The organism is Brevundimonas sp. LjRoot202, assembly GCF_964253355.1.
Classification (GTDB): domain Bacteria; phylum Pseudomonadota; class Alphaproteobacteria; order Caulobacterales; family Caulobacteraceae; genus Brevundimonas.
On sequence record NZ_CAXUQW020000004.1, the window covers coordinates 59,930 to 78,199 of the forward strand.

Here is an 18,270-nt window from a genome sequence, read left to right on the forward strand (position 1 = left end):
CCCACCGGCCTAGAGCAGCGATGAGCGGCGGCGTTGTCATTCAGCGCCGGCGCCCTAACGTGGTGCGACGGCGGAGTTCAGCGTGGAAGGGGACATGACGATCCAGGACGACGATCCCTTCGCCCGGCTCGGGCCGGTGTTCGCGGGCCGCCGCGCCCTGCTGCTCGAGGACGATCCGGCCCTGGCCGACCACGTCGCCGAACGGCTGACCGCCGCCGGCTTCGAGGCCGTCGACCGTTTCGGCGCCGGCGAGGCGGCGCTGGAGGCGGCCGGTCGCGCGCCCTACGACATCCTGATCCTCGACCGGCTCACCGCCGGCATGGATGGGTTGGAGATGCTCAAGCGGCTGCGCGCCGGGGGCGGAAGCTCCTCGGACGCGCCCGCCCTGATGCTGACCGCCCTCGGCGGCGAGCGGCAGAAGGTCGAGGGCCTGCTGGGCGGAGCGGACGACTATCTGGCCAAGCCGGTCGGCGACGAGGAGCTGCTGGCCCGCATCGCCGCCCAGCTGCGGCGCGCGGCGCGCCGGGCCCGCCCCGTCGGCGCCGAACTGGTCAATGGCCCGTTCCGGCTGTCGCCGGGCGCCCGCACCCTGAAGCTCGACCTGCCCGGCGGCGAGAGCCGGCTGATCGAGCTGTCGCCGCTGGAGTTCGCCATCGTCGCCGAACTGATGGCCGCGCGCGGCCAGCCGGTGACCAAGACCATGCTGTGGGATAAATGCTGGGTCGAATGGCGCTTCCTGCCTGACAACTTCGTCAACGTCATCGACGCGCGCATCAGCGCCCTGCGCCGCCGGCTCAAGGAACAGGCGCCTGAACTGGGCGAGGGCCTGCATCCCCTGATCGTCTCGGCCCGCAGCCAGAGCCTGATCTTCCGCGATCTGTCTGCGGCGGCGGGCTGAGCCGGACATGGCCGGACGATTCCCGGGCCTGAGGGGCTGGCTGGCCCGGCGAACCTCGACCCAGCTGGCCGCGGCCATGGGCGTGCTGGCGGCGCTGGCGCTATCCGGTTCCCTGCTGGTCACCGGGGCGGCGGTTCGCATGGACCAGCGCGAAAAGGCGGCGCTGGCGGCGCTCGACGACTACGGCGCCATGGTCTCGAAACTGGGCTCGGAAGCGAGCCTGTCCGCCGAACGCCTGACCGAGGCCGACGCCGCCTGGCTGTCGGCCTGGCTGAGCGCCTTCCAGAGCGGCCCGGCCCGCGAGGCGCGGACGCTGGAGGAAACCTGCCGCACCGGCCGCGGCGGCGCCGGGGTCCGCTTCATCCGCGCGCCCGTCGGCAAGCCGGCTGGTCTGGCGGCGCTGGAGTCGGCGCCGGCCCAGCGGATCGGGCGGCTGGGCGAGGACGTCTATGTGGTCCGGCTCGGCCGCGGCGTGCTGTGTCCGTCCCGCGCGGTCGAGGCGGTCGTGGTGCGGCGGCCGTTCGGCGCGCTCGACATCGCCGTCGGCCGGGTGGTCGACCGCTCCGGCCAGGCCTGGGGCTGGGCCGTGGCCGCCGTCATCGCGACCGGGCTGCTGCTCCTGGTCATCGGACTCGCCGCCGCCGCCGTGGCCCGGCGCCGCCTGACCGGCGCGGTCGCCGAGGTCAGCCGCGCCCTCGACCGGGCCGCCGTCGGCGACTTCTCCCTGCGCGCGCCCGAGACGGCCGTGGCCCCGGAGCTGACCGAACTGACCGGCCACGTGAACCGCACGCTGGACCGGCTCGACGAACTGCTGAGCTGGCTGAGAGACTCCGCCGACCAGCTGGCCCATGATTTCCGCACGCCGCTGGCGCGCGCCTCCGTCCGCCTCGACAAGCTGCGCCGCGTCGCGACCACGCCCGAGGCGCGTAAGCTGATCGACGAGGCCCGCTCGGACCTGGCCCAGATCACCCGGTCGATGAATGAGGCGATGGCGCTGCGCGACGGCGAGGCCTGGGTGTTCGAGAGCGTGCGTCTGGACGAACTGGCGGCGCAGGCGGCCGAGCTTTACCAGCCGCTGGCCGAGGAGCGCGGAGTCTCGATCCGGGTGGAGGGCGAACCCGCGTCGGTGCTGGGCGTCCACTCCCTGCTGCAGCGGGCGGTGACCAACCTGGTCGACAACGCCATCAAATTCTCCCCGGACGGCGGCGTGGTGACCCTGACGGCCGGACTCCGCGACGGCCGGCCGATGCTCGCCGTCGCCGATCAGGGACCCGGCTTCACGCAGGCGCAGGCGCCGGGCGCCGCGTCCGGGGGCGACCGTGAGAGCCACGGCATGGGCCTGGCCTTCGTGCGGACGATCCTGAAACGCCACGGCGCGTCCATGACGGTTGATGACGGCCGCCCCGGCGCTGTCGTCACGGCGCGTTTCTCGCGCTAGGCTCGCCCCAACAACAGGGGATTGGCGATGCGGCGTTCCACCAACCGGGCTCACGGCCTGTCGATACTGGCGCTGGTCGCGGCGGCCCCCCTGCTGGCGGCCGCTCCCGCGGCGGCGCAGTCGCGAGGCCCTGTCCCCTACGACGCCGAGCGCGGCGTATTCTCCTTCGCGAGCGGACTGGAGCAGGCCCTGCCGGCGGTGGTGCAGGTGACCACCCTCGGCCAGTCCGAGGGGCCCAGCTCCGGCGAGAACGAGCCCAAGCCGGTTTCCAGCGGCTCCGGGGCCATCATCGACGCCGCCGAGGGCATCGTCGTCACCAACAACCACGTGGTCGAGGGCGGGCGAAAATTCACCGTCGACCTGACCGACGGCCGCATCTTCGACGCGGTCCTGATCGGCACCGACAAGGCCACCGACCTGGCGGTGCTCAAGTTCGACGCCACAGGCCTGTCGGCGATCGAGGTGGTCGATTCCGACCAGCTGCGCACCGGCGATCTGGCCTTCGCCGTCGGCTATCCGCTGGGCCTCGACCAGACCCTGACCATGGGCGTGATCTCGGGCCTCGGCCGCTCGGGCATGGGCGACCGCATCGAGGACTACATCCAGACCGACGCGGCGGTGAACTCGGGCAACTCGGGCGGTCCGCTGCTGGACAGCCGCGGCCGGCTGATCGGCATCAACACCTCCATCCTGTCGGGCGGCGGCGGCGGCAACGACGGCATCGCCTTCGCCGTGCCCAGCCGCATCCTGATGTATGTGGTCGAGCAACTGCGGACCACGGGCGAGGTCAAGCGCGGCTCGACCGGCGCCATCCTCGGCTCGCTCAACGCCGCGCGCTCCCGTGAATTCGGCCTCGGCATCGTGCGCGGGGCGGTGATCGAGAGCGTCGCCCCCGGCTCGTCCGCCGAGGCCGCCGGCCTGCGGCGGGGCGACGTCGTCACCCGCATCCAGAACCGCCCCGTCTCCAACGCCGGCACCGTCGCCGCCACCATCGGCATCGCCGAACCCGGCACCCGGGTCGAGGTCGTCTATCTGCGCGAGGGCCGCGAGGGCCGGGCCACGCTGAGCGTCGAATCGCCGGGCGACCGGCCGGTGGTGACGGGGGCCGAGGTTGTGATGGCGCGCGGGCTCAGCGCCCGTTCCGGACCCGACGGGCTCCAGGTGTTCGCGGTCGAGGGCGGTTCCGTCGCCGCCGGCGCGGGACTGCAGGCCGGGGACCTCATCCGCCTGGTCGACGACAGCGCCGTCACGGGCCTTGATGCTCTCGCCGCGGCCCTGGGGGGAGACGGTCAACGCATTCTGTCGGTCATGCGCGACGGCGAGCCGGTCGAGATCACCCTGCCCTGATCCCGGCCGCCGAAGGCCGGACAGCAAAACGCCCGCTCAGCCGGAGGGGGGAGGAGTGGCTGGGCGGGCGTCTCGCTTGGAGGAAGCATCGACCCGCCGGAGCCCTTGATGGAGTGATCCAGGGGGGCTGGGGGGGCTGTTCAGGATCCGGGACCGCTCCGGACTCCGACGAGCCGATGTCTCCGGTGTCGCCCCCCAAGGGGGCGGTCGATGGGCGGAACGGCGGCTATTTCGTGTTCCGGGCGATTTCTTGAACGAGTGACGTTCGCGACACGCCGGTCGCCCGAACGGCCCCGGTTCACAAGGTCTGGCGTTTCCCCACGGTCGGCCTACCTTCGATCCATGAGCGACGCCGCGGATTTGCAGCCACAGGCCGGTCCGGTCTTCTTCGACCGTCGAGAACTCGAGCTGATCCTCAGGGTCTACGGACGGATGGTGGCGGCCGGGGAGTGGCGCGACTACGCCATGGCCGGCCATCGCGACGTGGCCGAGTTCGCCGTCTTCCGCCGCTCCGGCGACGCGCCCGCCTATCGCATCGAGAAGCGCCCGTCGCTGCGCCTCAAACAGGGCCAGTGGGCGGTCATCGGCGAGGGCGGCGTGGTGCTGCGCCGCGGCCGCGAACTGCCCCAGGTGCTGCGCGTCTTCGACAGCCGCCGCTTCAGCGTCGTGGAATAAAAAAGGCCCGGATCGCTCCGGGCCTTTTCCGTATCGCTGTGGCTCCGCCTATTCGCGATTTCCGCCCATGAACATGAGCAGGAACTGGAACAGGTTGATGAAGTTGATGAACAGGCTGAGGGCGCCGAAGCCCGTCGCCACGCCCATGGCCGCCTTGTCGCCGCCCAGCGCGTAGTAGGTCATCTTCAGCCGCTGGGTGTCGTAGGCGATCAGGCCCGAGAAGATCAGCACCCCGATGGCGCTGATGATCAGGGCCATCATGCTGGACTGCAGGAACATGTTGACCACCATGGCGATGATCAGGCCGATCACGCCCATGATCAGGAAGCTGCCGAGGCCGGTCAGGTTCTTCTTGGTCGTATAGCCGAACAGGCTCAGCGCCCCGAAGGCGGCGGCCGTGACGAAGAAGGTCGAGGCGACCGACGTCCCGGTATAGCGCAGGAACACGATGCCCAGGCCCGCGCCGATCGAGGCGACCACGGCCCAGTAGAGCAGGTTCACACCGCCCGCCGTGGGGTTCTTCATGAAGAACATGGAGCCGAACAGCAGCACCAGCGGCGAGAACTGGACGATCATGCCCAGCATGGTCAGGCCGATGCGGCCATCCGCGGTGACGGCGAACAGCAGTTGCTGCACCGCCGGCACTGTGCCGGTGACATAGGCCAGCGCCCCGGCCAGCACGAGGCCCAGCGCCAGCTTGTTGTAGACGCCCAGCATGAAGGCGCGCAGGCCCGCGTCCACCGACATGTCGGTGCTTTGCGGAAGCGGCCGGGCGTAGCCGTTGTTGAAGTCGCTCATCGCGAGTTCGATCTCCTTGTCCACCGGGGTCGTCCCCGGATCTGGGTCAAATATCGGGGTCGCCACCCTTTGACGCAAGGAAAACCGGACTTGGGCGCTCGGGTTTCAACCGCTACGAACAGTCGCATGATCCGGCTGTTCACCGCCCTGTCGATCCCCGACGACGTGGCCGACACCCTCGAGCGACGCCAGTCCGGCCTGCCCGGCGCCCGGTGGCGCACGCGCGACCAGCTGCACCTGACCCTGACCTTCTACGGCGAAATCGAGGAACGCCGCGCCGACGACCTGGCGGCGGAGCTCAACCGCGCCGCCGCCGGAGGGCCGTTCGAATTCGCCCTGCACGGCGTCGGCGCCTTCGGGGACGCCCATCGCAGCCACACCCTGTGGGCCGGAGTCGAGCCGAACGAGCGGCTTTCGGTGCTGGCCGGCCGCTGCCGCGCCGCGGGGGAGCGCGCCGGCGTGGTCATGGAGCGGCGCGACTACCGCCCGCACGTGACGCTGGCCTATCTGAAGCCGCAGACGAATCCCGACCGCATCGGGGCCTGGATCGCCGGACACAACCTGCTGCATTCGCCGCCGATCCGGGTGGACCGCTTCGGCCTGTGGTCCAGCGTGCTGACCCGCGACGGCAGCCGCTACCAGCTCGAACAGGAATACCCGCTGTGAACACACCCGTCATCGAGACCGCCCGGCTGACCCTGCGTCCCCCGGCGATGGAGGATTTTCCGCGCTGGGCCGAGATGATGGCCGATCCGGAGGCCGCGAAATTCATCGGCGGCCCGATGCCGGCCGCGACCGCCTGGCGCGGCTTCATGACCATGGCCGGGGCGTGGAGCCTGACGGGCGTGGGCATGTTCTCGCTGATCGAGCGCGACACCGGCCGCTGGCTGGGCCGGATCGGACCGTGGACGCCGCTGGACTGGCCGGGGACCGAGGTCGGCTGGGGCCTGCACCCCGAGGCGCAGGGCAAGGGATACGGCGTCGAGGCGGCGACGGCGGCCATCGACTACGCCTTCGACGTGCTGGGCTGGACCGATGTGATCCACTGCATCGACCCGGACAATACCCCGTCGCAGCGCCTCGCCGAGCGGCTGGGCTCGCGCAACCTCGGCCCGACCCGCCTGCCGCCGCCGTTCGACACCGTCGCCGTCGATCGCTGGGGCCAGAGCCGCGAGCAATGGCGCGCCCGCGCGCGGACCTGAGCCCGGAGCGCCCGCTCGCGCGTTTAACGCCCAAGCTTTGACGCGCCGCCCCCATGGGCTAGGCAGGATGCAGTCATGAGGAAGGGTGTAGCGATGCGGGTTCTGGTTCTGGGCGGCGACGGATTCTGCGGCTGGCCGACGGCGCTGCACCTGTCCGCGCGAGGCTGGGACGTCCTGGTCGTCGACAACCTGAGCCGGCGCAACATCGACAACGAGCTGGAGGTCCAGTCGCTCACCCCGATCCGGACCATGGGCGAGCGCATCGCCGCCTGGAAGGACGTCAGCGGCAAGACCATCGACTTCGTCAACATGACCGTCGGCAAGGAGTTCGACCGCCTCGTCGCCCTGATCCGCGACTGGAAGCCCGACAGCGTCGTCCATTTCGCCGAGCAGCGCGCCGCGCCCTATTCGATGAAGTCGGCGCGGCACAAGCTGTACACCGTCGACAACAATCTGAACGCCACCAACCACCTGCTCGCCGCCATCGTGGAGAGCGGGCTGGACGTGCATCTGGCCCACCTCGGGACCATGGGCGTCTATGGCTACACCACCGCCGGCCTGCGCATCCCGGAAGGCTATCTGAAGGTCACGGTCGACACCGACCTGGGCCCGACCGAGCAGGAGATCCTGTTCCCGCCGAACCCGGGCTCGATCTACCACATGACCAAGACCCAGGACGCCCTGCTGTTCCAGTTCTACGCCAAGAACGACGGCGTCCGGATCACCGACCTGCACCAGGGCATCGTCTGGGGCGCCCAGACCGAGGAGACCCGCCAGGACGAACGGCTGATCAACCGCTTCGACTACGACGGCGACTACGGCACGGTGCTGAACCGCTTCCTGATGCAGGCGGCGGTCGGCTATCCGCTGACCGTGCACGGCACCGGCGGGCAGACGCGGGCCTTCATCCACATCCAGGACACGGTGCGCTGCGTCGAGCTGGCCCTGAAGAACCCGCCCAAGGCCGGCGAGCGGGTCAAGATCCTCAACCAGATGACCGAGAGCCGCCGCGTCCGCGACCTCGCCGCCATGATCGCGGACATGACCGGGGCCGAAGTCCACAACGTCCCCAATCCGCGCCAGGAAGCCGACGAGAACGAGCTGGTCGTGGCCAACGACCAATTCCGCGAACTGGGCCTGAAGCCGATCACCCTGGCCGAGGGCCTGATGCAGGACGTCACCGAGATCGCCCGCCGCTACGCCCACCGCGCCGATCTGAGCAAGGTGCCCTGCGTCTCGGCCTGGAACAGCAAGCGGGCCAAGGCGGTGAAGTCGGACGCCGTCGTCGTCGCGCCGCCGGCCAGCCCCCAGGCCCGCTCGGCCTGATCGCTCCAAGCATGCCCGCGGACGCCACGCCCTCGAATCTGCTGGTCTTCGGCGGCGGCTGGCTGGGGCAGGCCGCGGCGCGCGAGGCGGTCCGGCGCGGCGGCCACGCCACCCTGACCAGCCGCGACCCGGCCCGGCGCGAGGCCCTCGCCGCCGAAGGGCTGCACGCCTACGATCCGGACGACGCGGCGGCGCTGGATCGCGACGTCGTCGAAACGCCCGCCATCCTGATCACCGCGCCCCCGGAGCCGGACGGCTGCCCCGGGCTGAAGCGGCTGCTCCCCGCCCTCACCCGCACCGGCGCCTTCCCCGACTGGATCGGCTACGTCTCCTCGACGGCGGTCTATGGCGACCGCGGGGGCGGCTGGGCCTTCGAGGACGACCCGCTCAACGCCGCCTCGCTGGAGGGCGCCCGCCGCGTGCGGGCCGAGCGCGACTGGCTCGACGCCGGCCAGGGCATGGGGCTGACCGTGCAGATCTTCCGCCTGCCCGCGCTCTACGGCCCCGGCCGCTCGCCGCTGGAGAAGCTGCGCGACGGCACGGCGCGGCTGGTGAGAAAGCCCGGCCAGGTGTTCAACCGCATCCACGTCGACGACGCCGTCTCCGGCCTGTTCGCCTCCATGGCGCGGCCCCGGCCCGGCGGCGCCTACACCCTGTGCGACGACGCGCCCGCCCCGGCCGACGCGGTCATGGAATGGGCGGCGGACCGGCTGGGCCTGCCGAGGCCGCCGGAGATCGATCTGGACGATCCGTCGGTGTCCGACGCCATGCGGCGTTTCTATCTCGATTCCAAACGCCTCTCGAACGCCCGCGCCAAGGCCGAACTCGGCTGGCGGCCGCGCTATCCGACGTATCGGGAAGGGCTGGAGGCGGTGATCGCGGCGGCGGGCCGCTAATCACCGGCCATCACTCAGAACGGCAGGATGTTGCGCTGGCGGCTGTAGGACATGGTGCCGACGTTGGCGCCGAGGCGCAGGCCGACGCCGGTGCGGATCGGGGCCAGCACGATGCCGTCGGCCTGCTGGTAGTTCACGCCCACGCCGCCGACCAGATAGGCCGAGCCCTCCACGCCGGGGTAGCGGCGGTAGATCATGTCGGGGTGATAGAGGCCGTAGACCAGGGTGAAGACCCGGCTGACGTTGCCGCCGAGATCCCAGCCGATCGAGATGCCCTGCCAGAACACCTCCTGGGAGGCCGACAGGTCCTTCATGTGCAGGGCACCACGGCCATACCGTGCGCCCACGGCGGCGGCGGCGGACGCCTCCTCCCCCGCGATATAGGCGGTCGGACGGTCGCCCTGGTCGGCGAAGATGCGCTCGATGGCGGCCCCGATGGCCTCGGCGGCGATGCCCAGTTCGCGCGACCCGGCGGCGATCAGCTCGTCCGCGGTGTAGGCCGGCGCGTCCTGGTCCGAGCGGATCGGGAAGTTCGGGTCGGCCGGCGGATTGGTGGCGCAGGCGGACAGGCCCGAGGCGCCGGCGGTGGCGGCGAGGCCGGAAAGGATCAGCTGGCGGCGGTGCATGGCGATGGCTCCGATAGGCGGGGACGGCTCGCCCGACTCGCGCGGGCGCTGGCTCTACCGTCACCGGTCTTTGAGTCAGCCTTGCGGCGGCAAGGTTAATGAGGGGTTGCCGACAGTCGCCCGGTCAGGACCCCTCGTCGCCCGCCACGGGCTGGGCCTGCACCTCCCGAGCGGTGGCCCCGGCGAGGATCGCGGCGTTGGCGTTCCCGGCCGAGCGATCCAGATAGGTCGTGTAGAGGGCGCGCAGATACCCGCGATCCCAGGCGCTGAGCGTCTCCTCGCGAGGTCTGTCCGGATCGAACAGGTTCAGGATCGACGGCACCTCGGGAGAGGCTTGGGGATCGACCTGGGCGAGGGCGATCATGGCGACATAGTCCGCGACCTCCATGAAGCTGGCCTGCTCCAGCGCCGAGGAATCGAGGACGACGATGACCTGTTGGAGATCGTCGCGTATCTGGTCCGACAGCCGAGACGCCAAGCCGGTTACGGCGAACGAACCCAGCTGTGAGGGCCGGGTGATTTCCGGTGGCGCCACGAACGGCTGTTGTCCCGGCAGACGGATGGCCGGGCGGCCGTTGTCCTCGTTCACGGGCAGGCTGACGTGCCACCACCGGATCGGTCGGCCGGACTCCTGGAATGCCCGCAGGGCCGCCCCGCCCCGGTCCATGCCGCCGGCGCCCGTCCGGAAGGCGCGCGGTCGGGCGGTCACCAGTTCGCGCGCGGTCGCGTTCCCGTCGTCGGTGGCCACGATGAAGATGTCGGGCGTGCACCCCGGCGGGCCGATCTCCAGTCCCAGGCTGTAGCCCCAATCGAGGACGCGGTCGGCCAGCGCCCGGGCCGGCTCCGGGCTCATGCCGCCGACCCCGACGCAGATGCGGCGACGCCAGGCCGCCGGCTCGCGGCCCTCCGGCGGGGCCCCCACCGCCGCGACGTAGGCCCGTGCAGTCTGTTCGACGTCGGCGGTGACCACGACCACATCGTCCAGTTGGGTGGGCTCGGACTCCTGCGGCGGGGGAGCCGTAGGCGCGACTTGCGCCAAGGCCGGTCCGGCGGCGGCGGCGGCGGCGATCAAGGAAAGCAGCGCCAGCCATCGGGCCACGGATTTCATGTCGGATGTCCAGCAAGCGGCTATAGGCCGGCGCCCGGATACTAGTCATGAAGGGCTCGTTCACGCCATAGCTGTGCTCACCGGCTACGCGGGGGCGGACGGCGCCGTCACAGGATGGGACGCGGTCAAGGGGCTGAAGCGTTCTCCGGAACCCGCTGCGGCGGCTCGGGCAGCTCGACGCCCACCTGCGGATCGGGATCGACTTCGACGTCCGACTCCGCCTCGGGCCGCTCGGTCGGACTGTCCTTGCCGGCCGGAACATCCGTGCCGACATTCGTCGGCGCGTCAGGCGCTTCCGGCGGGGCGTCGCGCGGGCGGTCTTCCGGGGAGCAGGCCGCAAGCGTCAGCCCCACGGCAACAAACGGCGCGATCCAGCCTGGTCTCATCGCGAGATACCCCTTTCCTGTACGCGTCGCCGCCGACCGTCAGCCGCGTAGAACGGCGCCCAGCTTGCCCGCCGCCGCGACGACCTTCGCCGACAACGCCTCGATCTCGGCTTCGGTCAGGGTCGCCTCGCGCGGCTGGATCACAACTTCCAGAGCCACCGACTTCGCACCCTCGGCCACGCCGGCGCCGCGATAGACGTCGAACACCCGCACCTCGGCGATCAGCGCCTTGTCGGCTCCGGCCACGGCCCGCACGAGGTCGCCCGTCGCCCTGCCCTCCTCGACGACGAAGGCGAAGTCGCGGGTCAGAGGCATCAGCGGCGCCAGAACGGCCGGCCCCCGCGCCTTGGTCGCCTTGCCGCGAGGCTCCGGCACGGCGTCCAGCACCATCTCGAAAGCCAGCATCGGCGCGTCGGCGTCCAGCGCCTTGAGCACGCCCGGGTGCAGCGCGCCGAACTCGACCATCACATTCTTCGGGCCGAGCTGCAGCCGGGCCGAGCGGCCGGGGTGCCACCAGTCGTGATTCTGGCCCTGGACCAGCTGTAGCGACGCCGTCGGCGCGCCCAGCTCGTCCAACAGGGCCATCAGATCGCCCTTCAGCGCGAACAGGGCGTCCCCGGCCGCCCCGCCCCAGTGACGCGGCGAGCGCGGCGACACGAGCCCGGCGATGACGGTGCGCTGGCCGGTCGGGGTGTCGTCCAGATAGATCGGGCCGATCTCGAACAAGGCCGCGTCCGGATGGCCGCGGTCGGCGTTGCGGGCGGCCGCCTGGATCAGGTTGGGCAGGGCCGAGGGCCGCATGCAGTCGAGATCGGCCGCGATCGGGTTCTCGACCATCAGCCGGTCGTCGCCGCCGCCGAACAGGGCCGCCGTCGCCTGTTTGGTGAAGGACCAGGTGACCGCCTCGGCGTAGCCCATGGCCGCCAGCGCGCGGCGGGCGGTGCGCACCCGCGCCTGGCGGGGATTCAGAACGCCCTTCGACGGCGCGCCGAGGTCGGGCAGGGGCGTGGACGGCAGGGCGCCGTAGCCCTCGATCCGCGCCACCTCTTCGACCAGGTCGGCCGGGCCCTCGACATCGCGACGCCATGACGGCGGGGTGACGGTCCACGGGGCCCCGCGTGCGACCTCGAAGCCGAGCCGGGTCAGGATTTCGGCGATGCGGTCGTCGTCGAGGGCGAGGCCGGTCAGCGAACCCACCCGGGCGGGATCGAAGGCGAAGGCCGCCGGCGCCGCCGGGACCTGTCCGGCCACGACGATGTCGGACGGCTCGCCGCCGCACAGGTCGAGGATCAGCTTCGTCGCCAGTTCGATTCCCGGAACCACGGAGGCCGGGTCGACGCCGCGCGCGAAGCGGTACTGGGCGTCGGAATTGATCGCCAGCGTCCGTCCGGTCTGGGCCGTGACCAGCGGGTCGAACCAGGCGCTCTCGAGGAAGACGTCGACGGTGTCGTCGGAACAGCCGGTGGACTCCCCGCCCATGACGCCGCCGAGGCCGATGGGGCGCTCGCCCGCCGCGTCCGAGATGACGCACATCGACGGATCCACGGTGTAGGTCTTGCCGTCCAGGGCGATCAGGTGCTCGTGCTGGCCGCCGTCATGTTCGGGCGTGTCGGCGGCCACTTGGCCGCCGCGCACGACGATCTCCGTCCCGACCAGCTTGGCCGCGTCATAGACGTGCAGCGGCCGGCAGCGGTCGTAGGCGACGAGGTTGGTGACATCGACCAGCCGGTTGATGGGCCTGAGGCCGATGGCGACCAGCCGCCGCTGCAGCCACTCCGGCGACGGGCCGTTGTTCACGCCCCGGATCAGCCGGCCGGCGAACACCGGGCACATCTCCGGCGCCTCGATCCGAACCGTGATCGGCGAGGGGAAGGTCCCGGCCACCGGCGCCACCGTCGGGGTGATCAGCTGGCCGAGGCTGGCCGCCGCCAGGTCGCGGGCGATGCCGGCGACGCCAAGCCAGTCCGGCCGGTTCGGGGTGACCTCGAAATCGATCACCGGCTCGGCCCCGAACACGCCCGCCGCCGGGGTTCCGACCGTCAGGTCGTCGGCCAGCTCTAGGATGCCGTCGCTCTCGTCGGCCAGCTCCAGCTCGGACGCCGAGCACAGCATGCCGTGCGAGACCACGCCGCGCACCGGCTTCTCGACCAGGGTCACGTCCAGTCCGGGCACATAGGCGCCGATCGGCGCGTAGATGGTGGTCAGGCCGGCGCGGGCGTTGGGCGCGCCGCAGACGATCTCCTTGGGCCCGTCGACGGTGTCGACCTGGCAGACCTGCAGCCGGTCGGCGTTGGGATGGCGTTCGGCCGAAACGATCCGGGCCACGGTGAACGGCGCCAGCGCGGCGACGGGGTCGTGGACGTCCTCGACCTCCAGCCCCGCCATGGTCATGGCCTCGGCCACGGCCGCCACGTCGGCGCTCGTGTCGAGGTGGTCCTTGAGCCAGGAAAGGGTGAATTTCACGACGCCCCTCCCCGACCCGTTCCCACCCCGGCCATCATGTCGAGAACCGGCTGCGGTCCGGTGAAGCCGACGTTGAAGAACTCGCAGTTCTCGAAGGCGCAATTGCGCATGGGCATCGTCCCGAGCGCGCGCGATCCCATCGGCTGGAGCAGCAGGTTGCGGATGTCGCCGCCGCTGTCGCCGAAATTGGTGTCGTCGAAGGTGACGCCGGCCGAGACCAGTACGATCGCCGGCCCCTGCAGGCGGCAGCGGCGGAAGACCCGCCCCTCGATCAGGCCCGGCTGGGCGCCGCCGACAACGGCCGCGTAGAGCTCGAACAGGTTGATATCCAGGTCCTCGAAGACGGACGCCGTCAGGTCGGTCGCCACGCGCACGGGGCGGTTGATCGGGACGTAGGCCATCAGCCGGCCTGTCCCGCCTGGGTCAGGCTGCGGCCCATGTCCTTGAGGAAGGCGGCCGAGCCGGTGTAGCCGATCTGCACGAAGCGGCAGCGCACGAAGCGGCACTCCTGCAGGCCGATAGCGCCGACCAGACGCGGCCCCTGGGGCGCGAACAGCAGGGAGGCGGCGTCGGACGCGGCCCCCATGTTGCAGCCCTCGAACGTCGTGCCAGACAGCACCGCGATGACGGCCGGGCCCTGGATCACGCAGTCGGTGAAGGTCTTGCCCTTGATGACCGCTTCGCCGGAATTCATCGTGTGGACGGCCAGCAGCGGCAGCCACACGCCCTCCTTCTCGAAGGTGTCGCGCGCGACGATCTCGCGGCCGAAGGCTTCGGACATTACATCGGTCATGACGGTCTCGTTCAGCTCAGTCCGCTGGCGGGATTGGGGGCGGCGAAGGCGGAGAAGCCGTAATGGGCCAGCCACCGGGTGTCGGCTTCGAACATGGGGCGCAGGTCGGAGATGCCGTATTTCAGCATGGCCAGGCGGTCGACGCCCATGCCGAAGGCGAAGCCCTGGTATTCGTCCGGATTGATGCCGCAGTTCCTGAGCACGTTCGGATGGACCATGCCGCAGCCGAGGATCTCCATCCAGCTGTCGCCCTGATTGAGCTTGAGCTCACCGCCCGAGCGGTCGCAGCGGATGTCCATCTCGGCCGACGGCTCGGTGAACGGGAAGTGGTGCGGCCGGAAGCGGGCGTCGACGTCCTCGACCTCGAAGAAGCGCGCCACGAAGGTCTCCAGCGTCCACTTCAGGTGGCCCATGTGGACGCCCTTGTCGATCACCAGCCCCTCGACCTGGTGGAACATCGGCGTGTGCGTCGCGTCGCTGTCCTTCCGGAAGGTCCGGCCCGGCGCGATGATCCGGATCGGGGGCTTTTGGGTCATCATGGTCCGCACCTGCACGGGGCTGGTGTGGGTGCGCAGCACCTTGCGCTCGCCGGTCTCCGGGTCGGGCGTCAGGAAGAAGGTGTCGTGCATCTCCCGCGCCGGATGCTTGGGCGGGAAATTCAGGGCGGTGAAATTGTGGAAGTCGTCCTCGATGTCCGGGCCTTCGGCCACCGCGAAGCCCATGTCGGCGAACAGGGCGATCATCTCGTCCATCACCTGCATGGTCGGATGCACCCCGCCCCTGCGACGCGGGCGGGAGGGCAGGGTCAGGTCGACGTGCTCGGCCTTGAGGCGGGCGTCGAGCTCGGCGGCCTCCAGCCCGGCCTTGCGGGCGGCGAGAGCGGACGAGACGCGGTCGCGCAGGCCGTTGATCATCGGCCCATGCTCGCGCCGCTCGTCCGGGCTCATCGCCCCCATGCCCTTGAGCAGGCCGGAGATCGAGCCCTGTTTGCCGAGGGCGGCCACGCGCAGGTCCTCGACGGCCGCCGCGGTCTCCGCGGCGCCGATGGCGTTGATCAGGTCGAGTTCGAGCTGGGCGAGATCGGTCATGCTGGGCTTCGTCTAGCGGGACGAAGCGCGTTCGTCACCCCGCCGCCGTGCTGAACCGCCCTCGCCGGAACGCGATCAGTCCTCGAGGACGAAGGTGACCTTCATATTGACCCGGTATTCGGCAATCTCGCCGTTGCGGACCACCACCTTCTGCTCCTGGATCCAGGCGCCCTCGATCTTGTTGAGGGTCTTGTCAGCCCGGGCGATGCCCTGCTTCAGAGCGTCCTCGAAGCTGACGGTGGACGAGGCGGTGACTTCGGTGACTTTGGCGATGGACATGAGGGCTCCCCCTTTGCGGTGAACGCGCCGCCCTTGCGGCAACGCTTGTCCAACGCCGGGGGACGGCGGGGGTTGCCCCGGAACGAAAACGCCCGCCCCGGACGAACCGGAGCGGGCGTTTCGAAATCGATCGTCGTCAGACGGTTCAGGCGGCCTTCAGCGCGTCCCGGACCTTGTCGGCGATGGCCTTGAAGGCGCCCTCGTCGGCGGCCATCGCGGCCAGGACCTTGCGGTCCAGCTCGATGCCGGCTTCGCCGAGACCGTGGATGAACTGCGAGTAGGTGAAGCCTTCCAGGCGGGCGGCGGCGTTGATGCGCTGGATCCACAGGGCGCGGAAGTTGCGCTTCTTGGTGCGGCGGTCGCGGTAGGCGTACTGCCCGGCGCGGTCGACCGCGGCCTTGGCGGTGCGGATGGTGTTCTTGCGGCGGCCGTAGAAGCCTTTCGCCTGCTTGAGAACCTTCTTGTGCTTGGCGTGGGACGTTACGCCCCGTTTGACGCGAGCCATGTCGCTATCCTTTCAAATTCAGTGTGGAGATCAGGTCAGGTCTGCGCGCGCCGATCAGGCGTACGGCATGTAGGACTTGATCTTCTTGGCGTCGGCGTCGGCCATGACCGAGGTGCCGCGGTTCTGGCGGATGTATTTGCTGTTGTGGCTGATCAAGCGGTGCCGCTTGCCCGCCACGCCGGCCTTCACCTTGCCAGTCGCCGTGAATTTGAAGCGCTTCTTGGCGCCCGACTTCGTCTTAAGTTTCGGCATTTTCACTCTCTTTTGAGCGGGCTGCCGCCCTTTGGGCTACGTGAGCCCTTGAGGTGGTAGACCCTGATTAGGAACCGCCCAGGCATGCCTGTTCGCCCGGCGGTTCGGTACGCGAAGGCGCGGCTTCTAGTCGAAGCGGGCCGGAATGGCAAGCCGGATCAGCATTTCCGGGCCGCCGGATTCCCTAGCGCGGCGGGTTGTGCTCCTCGAGGAACCGGATCGTCTCGGTCAGCATCTGCCGGCGGGTGACCGGGAAGCTCATGTGGTGGTCCTCGCCGTCCAGGGCGACCAGCTCCACGTCCTTGCCGGCCCGGCGCATGGCCTCTTCCATGATCTTGCTCTGCTCGAACGGCACCACGGTGTCCTCGCGCCCATGGATCAGCAGCACCGGCCCCTCGATCCGCGACACCAGCTGGGCCGGCGAGCGCTCGGCCAGCGTCGGATCGTCGTCGCTGGTCACGCCCATGAACCGCTGCCAGTAGCGCAGGCCGCTGTTGAACCGCGCCCGGCCGCCCTGCCGACGCTCGGTCGCCAGGAAGGCCGTCAGGTCCGAAACGCCCGACACCGCCACGGCGCAGCGATAGACGCCCTGGTCGAGAGTCATGCCGGCCAGGGCCGCGTAGCCGCCGTAGCTGGAGCCGACGATGCACACCCTGGCCGGGTCCACGACGCCGGCGTCGGCCAGGTATTTGACCCCGTCGGACAGATCGCTCTGCATCTTGCGGCCCCACTCGCCGTAGCCCGCCTCCATCAACTCGACGCCGAAGCCGTCGGACCCCCGGAACTGGGGTTGGAAGACGGCATAGCCTCGCGAGGCCAGCGCCTGGGGCTTGTAGTCGAAGCCGGTGTAATCCCGGGCGGCCGGCCCGCCGTGCGGCAGCACGACCAGCGGAAGATTGCGCGCCTCCCGGCCGTTCGGCGTGGTCAGGTAGCCGATCAGCTCCCGTCCGTCGCCGGCCGTGTAGCGAACCACGCTGACCTGGGACACGTCCGTCGGCGCCAGGCCCGGATACTCCCGGCCGATCAGGTTCACGCTCTGCTGGTTGGCGTCGAACAGATAGCTCGCGCCCGGTTCGCCCGCGCCCTCGGCCCGGAACACCAGGACGCTCAGATCATCGTTGGCGTCGGTCAGGTACAGCTGACGGCCGGACAGCCCCAGCTCCAGCTTGTTCCAGTTCGCTTGCAGGCCTTCGTCGAACAGGGTGTAGGACTGCGTCAGGCCCTGCCGGCTCAGCCCGACGAGGTATCCCAGGCCGTTTCTGACCGCGCCCCGAAGGCTGTTGTTGTCGTGTTGCATGACCTCCGAGCCGTCAGCCAGGCGGACTTCGGCCAGCACCGGCCCCTCGTCCTCGCGGTCCTCGCTGACCAGGACGGTGTCGTAGCTTTGTCCGAAGCCCATCATGCCCGGCGGGTCGAGCAGCGAGCGGCGGCTCATGATCTCGCTCCAGTTGCCGCCGCGCGAGGCCAGCAGCCGCCACATGCCGGTTTCCGTATCGTAGGTGGTGCGCGCCACGACCTCGCCGTCGGGCCGCACCAGATAGGCGTTGGTGTCCTCGGCGCCGGTCTGGTGCAGGCGGCCGCGGCCGTCATCCAGGTCGACCCGGTAGATGTCGTAGGTGTAGGCGTTGTTCTCGACCGTGTAGGTCCGCAGGTACATCACCGGCTTGCCGCGGTAGGTCCCGACCGTGGCCGGGCCGAAATTGGCGGTCAGGATGGCCTTGTCGGCGCTGCGCAGCGCCCGGGCGACCCGATGGTTGCGGACATTGACGATGTCGAGCTGCTCATAGAGCCCCGCCGAGGTGGTGTAGGGCAGCTTGTCGTTGACCGTGCTCGAGATCACCACGTGGTCCGGCGACGCCCAGAACACGCTCCGGGCCGCCCGGTCGCTGACGTCGACGGTGACCAGGGCCTCGCCGGCCCGGTTCATGGCGACGACCGCGTCCCCGTCGGGGCTGCGCTGGATGTAGGCGAGGGCCGAGCCGTCCGGCGAGACGGAAACCCCGTCGATCGCCGGCAGGGCCGCATAGGCCTCGATCGGGGCCGGCTGGGCGACGGCTACGGTCGCGCCGAGCGCCGTCGAGGCCATGGCGGCGGCCACGGCGATACACAAGTTCCGAACTGACATCTGGGGCCCCCGCCTGATTTAAGGCGCAACCCTAGAGCGTCCGGACACCGGAGCCAAGCGCGGGA

The 18,270-nt window shown here is 70.4% G+C and carries 20 protein-coding genes; 8 read left to right on the plus strand and 12 right to left on the minus strand.

The genetic code is table 11. From position 1 onward, the window contains the following. Positions 1-94 precede the first annotated feature (94 nt). The 4 genes from ACSQ1L_RS09705 to ACSQ1L_RS09720 all read left to right on the plus strand — a co-directional run bounded on the left by ACSQ1L_RS09705 (position 95) and on the right by ACSQ1L_RS09720 (position 4,358). A complete protein-coding gene (locus ACSQ1L_RS09705) occupies positions 95-898 on the plus strand; it encodes a response regulator transcription factor (RefSeq protein WP_435994383.1) in 804 nt (267 codons plus the stop codon). A 7-nt stretch (positions 899-905) separates the two neighbouring features. Then, positions 906-2,336 carry a sensor histidine kinase gene (locus ACSQ1L_RS09710; protein WP_435994385.1) on the plus strand — a complete coding sequence of 477 codons (1,431 nt, stop codon included), beginning with the start codon at positions 906-908 and terminating at the stop codon, positions 2,334-2,336. A 27-nt stretch (positions 2,337-2,363) separates the two neighbouring features. Beyond that, positions 2,364-3,683, plus strand: a complete 1,320-nt coding sequence (locus ACSQ1L_RS09715; RefSeq protein WP_435994387.1) for a trypsin-like peptidase domain-containing protein — start codon at positions 2,364-2,366, stop codon at positions 3,681-3,683. A gap of 342 nt (positions 3,684-4,025) precedes the next feature. Further along, positions 4,026-4,358, plus strand: coding sequence for a DUF2794 domain-containing protein (locus ACSQ1L_RS09720; RefSeq protein WP_435994389.1), 333 nt, complete (start codon positions 4,026-4,028; stop codon positions 4,356-4,358). 48 nt (positions 4,359-4,406) lie between these two features. Here ACSQ1L_RS09720 and ACSQ1L_RS09725 read toward each other — a convergent pair whose 3' ends face one another. Beyond that, complete coding sequence (locus ACSQ1L_RS09725; RefSeq protein WP_435994390.1) at positions 4,407-5,156, minus strand: Bax inhibitor-1/YccA family protein; 750 nt, start codon at positions 5,154-5,156, stop codon at positions 4,407-4,409. Positions 5,157-5,282: 126 nt separating this feature from the next. On the opposite strand from ACSQ1L_RS09725, the gene thpR reads away from it, so the two are divergent. From thpR to ACSQ1L_RS09745, 4 genes are all read left to right on the plus strand, one after another. After that, entirely contained in the window at positions 5,283-5,822 is a 540-nt protein-coding gene (gene thpR / locus ACSQ1L_RS09730) for an RNA 2',3'-cyclic phosphodiesterase (protein ID WP_435994392.1), read from the plus strand. Beyond that, positions 5,819-6,358, plus strand: a complete 540-nt coding sequence (locus ACSQ1L_RS09735; RefSeq protein WP_435994394.1) for a GNAT family N-acetyltransferase — start codon at positions 5,819-5,821, stop codon at positions 6,356-6,358. The genes thpR and ACSQ1L_RS09735 overlap by 4 nt, the downstream gene beginning before the upstream one ends. Positions 6,359-6,433: 75 nt before the next feature. After that, positions 6,434-7,684, plus strand: coding sequence for an NAD-dependent epimerase/dehydratase family protein (locus ACSQ1L_RS09740; protein ID WP_435994396.1), 1,251 nt, complete (start codon positions 6,434-6,436; stop codon positions 7,682-7,684). Between the two features lie 11 nt (positions 7,685-7,695). Next, positions 7,696-8,580 carry an SDR family NAD(P)-dependent oxidoreductase gene (locus ACSQ1L_RS09745; protein ID WP_435994398.1) on the plus strand — a complete coding sequence of 295 codons (885 nt, stop codon included), beginning with the start codon at positions 7,696-7,698 and terminating at the stop codon, positions 8,578-8,580. 14 nt (positions 8,581-8,594) lie between these two features. Here ACSQ1L_RS09745 and ACSQ1L_RS09750 read toward each other — a convergent pair whose 3' ends face one another. The 11 genes from ACSQ1L_RS09750 to ACSQ1L_RS09800 form a co-directional block, all read right to left on the minus strand. After that, positions 8,595-9,206 (minus strand): EipA family protein, encoded by a 612-nt coding sequence (locus ACSQ1L_RS09750; protein ID WP_435994400.1) that lies wholly within the window; start codon positions 9,204-9,206, stop codon positions 8,595-8,597. A gap of 124 nt (positions 9,207-9,330) precedes the next feature. Continuing rightward, positions 9,331-10,314 (minus strand): hypothetical protein, encoded by a 984-nt coding sequence (locus ACSQ1L_RS09755; RefSeq protein WP_435994402.1) that lies wholly within the window; start codon positions 10,312-10,314, stop codon positions 9,331-9,333. A 125-nt stretch (positions 10,315-10,439) separates the two neighbouring features. Continuing rightward, a complete protein-coding gene (locus ACSQ1L_RS09760; protein WP_435994404.1) occupies positions 10,440-10,700 on the minus strand; it encodes a hypothetical protein in 261 nt (86 codons plus the stop codon). Positions 10,701-10,739: 39 nt separating this feature from the next. Then, positions 10,740-13,163: a phenylalanine--tRNA ligase subunit beta gene (pheT, locus tag ACSQ1L_RS09765; protein ID WP_435994406.1), complete on the minus strand. Its 2,424-nt coding sequence runs from the start codon at positions 13,161-13,163 to the stop codon at positions 10,740-10,742. Next, complete coding sequence (locus tag ACSQ1L_RS09770) at positions 13,160-13,564, minus strand: hypothetical protein (protein ID WP_435994408.1); 405 nt, start codon at positions 13,562-13,564, stop codon at positions 13,160-13,162. Before ACSQ1L_RS09770 ends, pheT begins: the two co-directional genes overlap by 4 nt. Further along, entirely contained in the window at positions 13,564-13,956 is a 393-nt protein-coding gene (locus ACSQ1L_RS09775) for a hypothetical protein (RefSeq protein ID WP_435994410.1), read from the minus strand. Before ACSQ1L_RS09775 ends, ACSQ1L_RS09770 begins: the two co-directional genes overlap by 1 nt. A gap of 11 nt (positions 13,957-13,967) precedes the next feature. Further along, a complete protein-coding gene (gene pheS, locus ACSQ1L_RS09780; RefSeq protein WP_435994412.1) occupies positions 13,968-15,044 on the minus strand; it encodes a phenylalanine--tRNA ligase subunit alpha in 1,077 nt (358 codons plus the stop codon). A gap of 75 nt (positions 15,045-15,119) precedes the next feature. Beyond that, positions 15,120-15,323 (minus strand): dodecin family protein, encoded by a 204-nt coding sequence (locus tag ACSQ1L_RS09785; protein WP_331030318.1) that lies wholly within the window; start codon positions 15,321-15,323, stop codon positions 15,120-15,122. Positions 15,324-15,468: 145 nt separating this feature from the next. Further along, a complete protein-coding gene (gene rplT, locus ACSQ1L_RS09790) occupies positions 15,469-15,828 on the minus strand; it encodes a 50S ribosomal protein L20 (RefSeq protein ID WP_331030317.1) in 360 nt (119 codons plus the stop codon). A gap of 54 nt (positions 15,829-15,882) precedes the next feature. Continuing rightward, positions 15,883-16,080, minus strand: coding sequence for a 50S ribosomal protein L35 (gene rpmI / locus ACSQ1L_RS09795; protein ID WP_003166435.1), 198 nt, complete (start codon positions 16,078-16,080; stop codon positions 15,883-15,885). A 184-nt stretch (positions 16,081-16,264) separates the two neighbouring features. Further along, positions 16,265-18,190, minus strand: a complete 1,926-nt coding sequence (locus ACSQ1L_RS09800) for an alpha/beta fold hydrolase (RefSeq protein WP_435994414.1) — start codon at positions 18,188-18,190, stop codon at positions 16,265-16,267. Positions 18,191-18,270 lie beyond the last annotated feature (80 nt).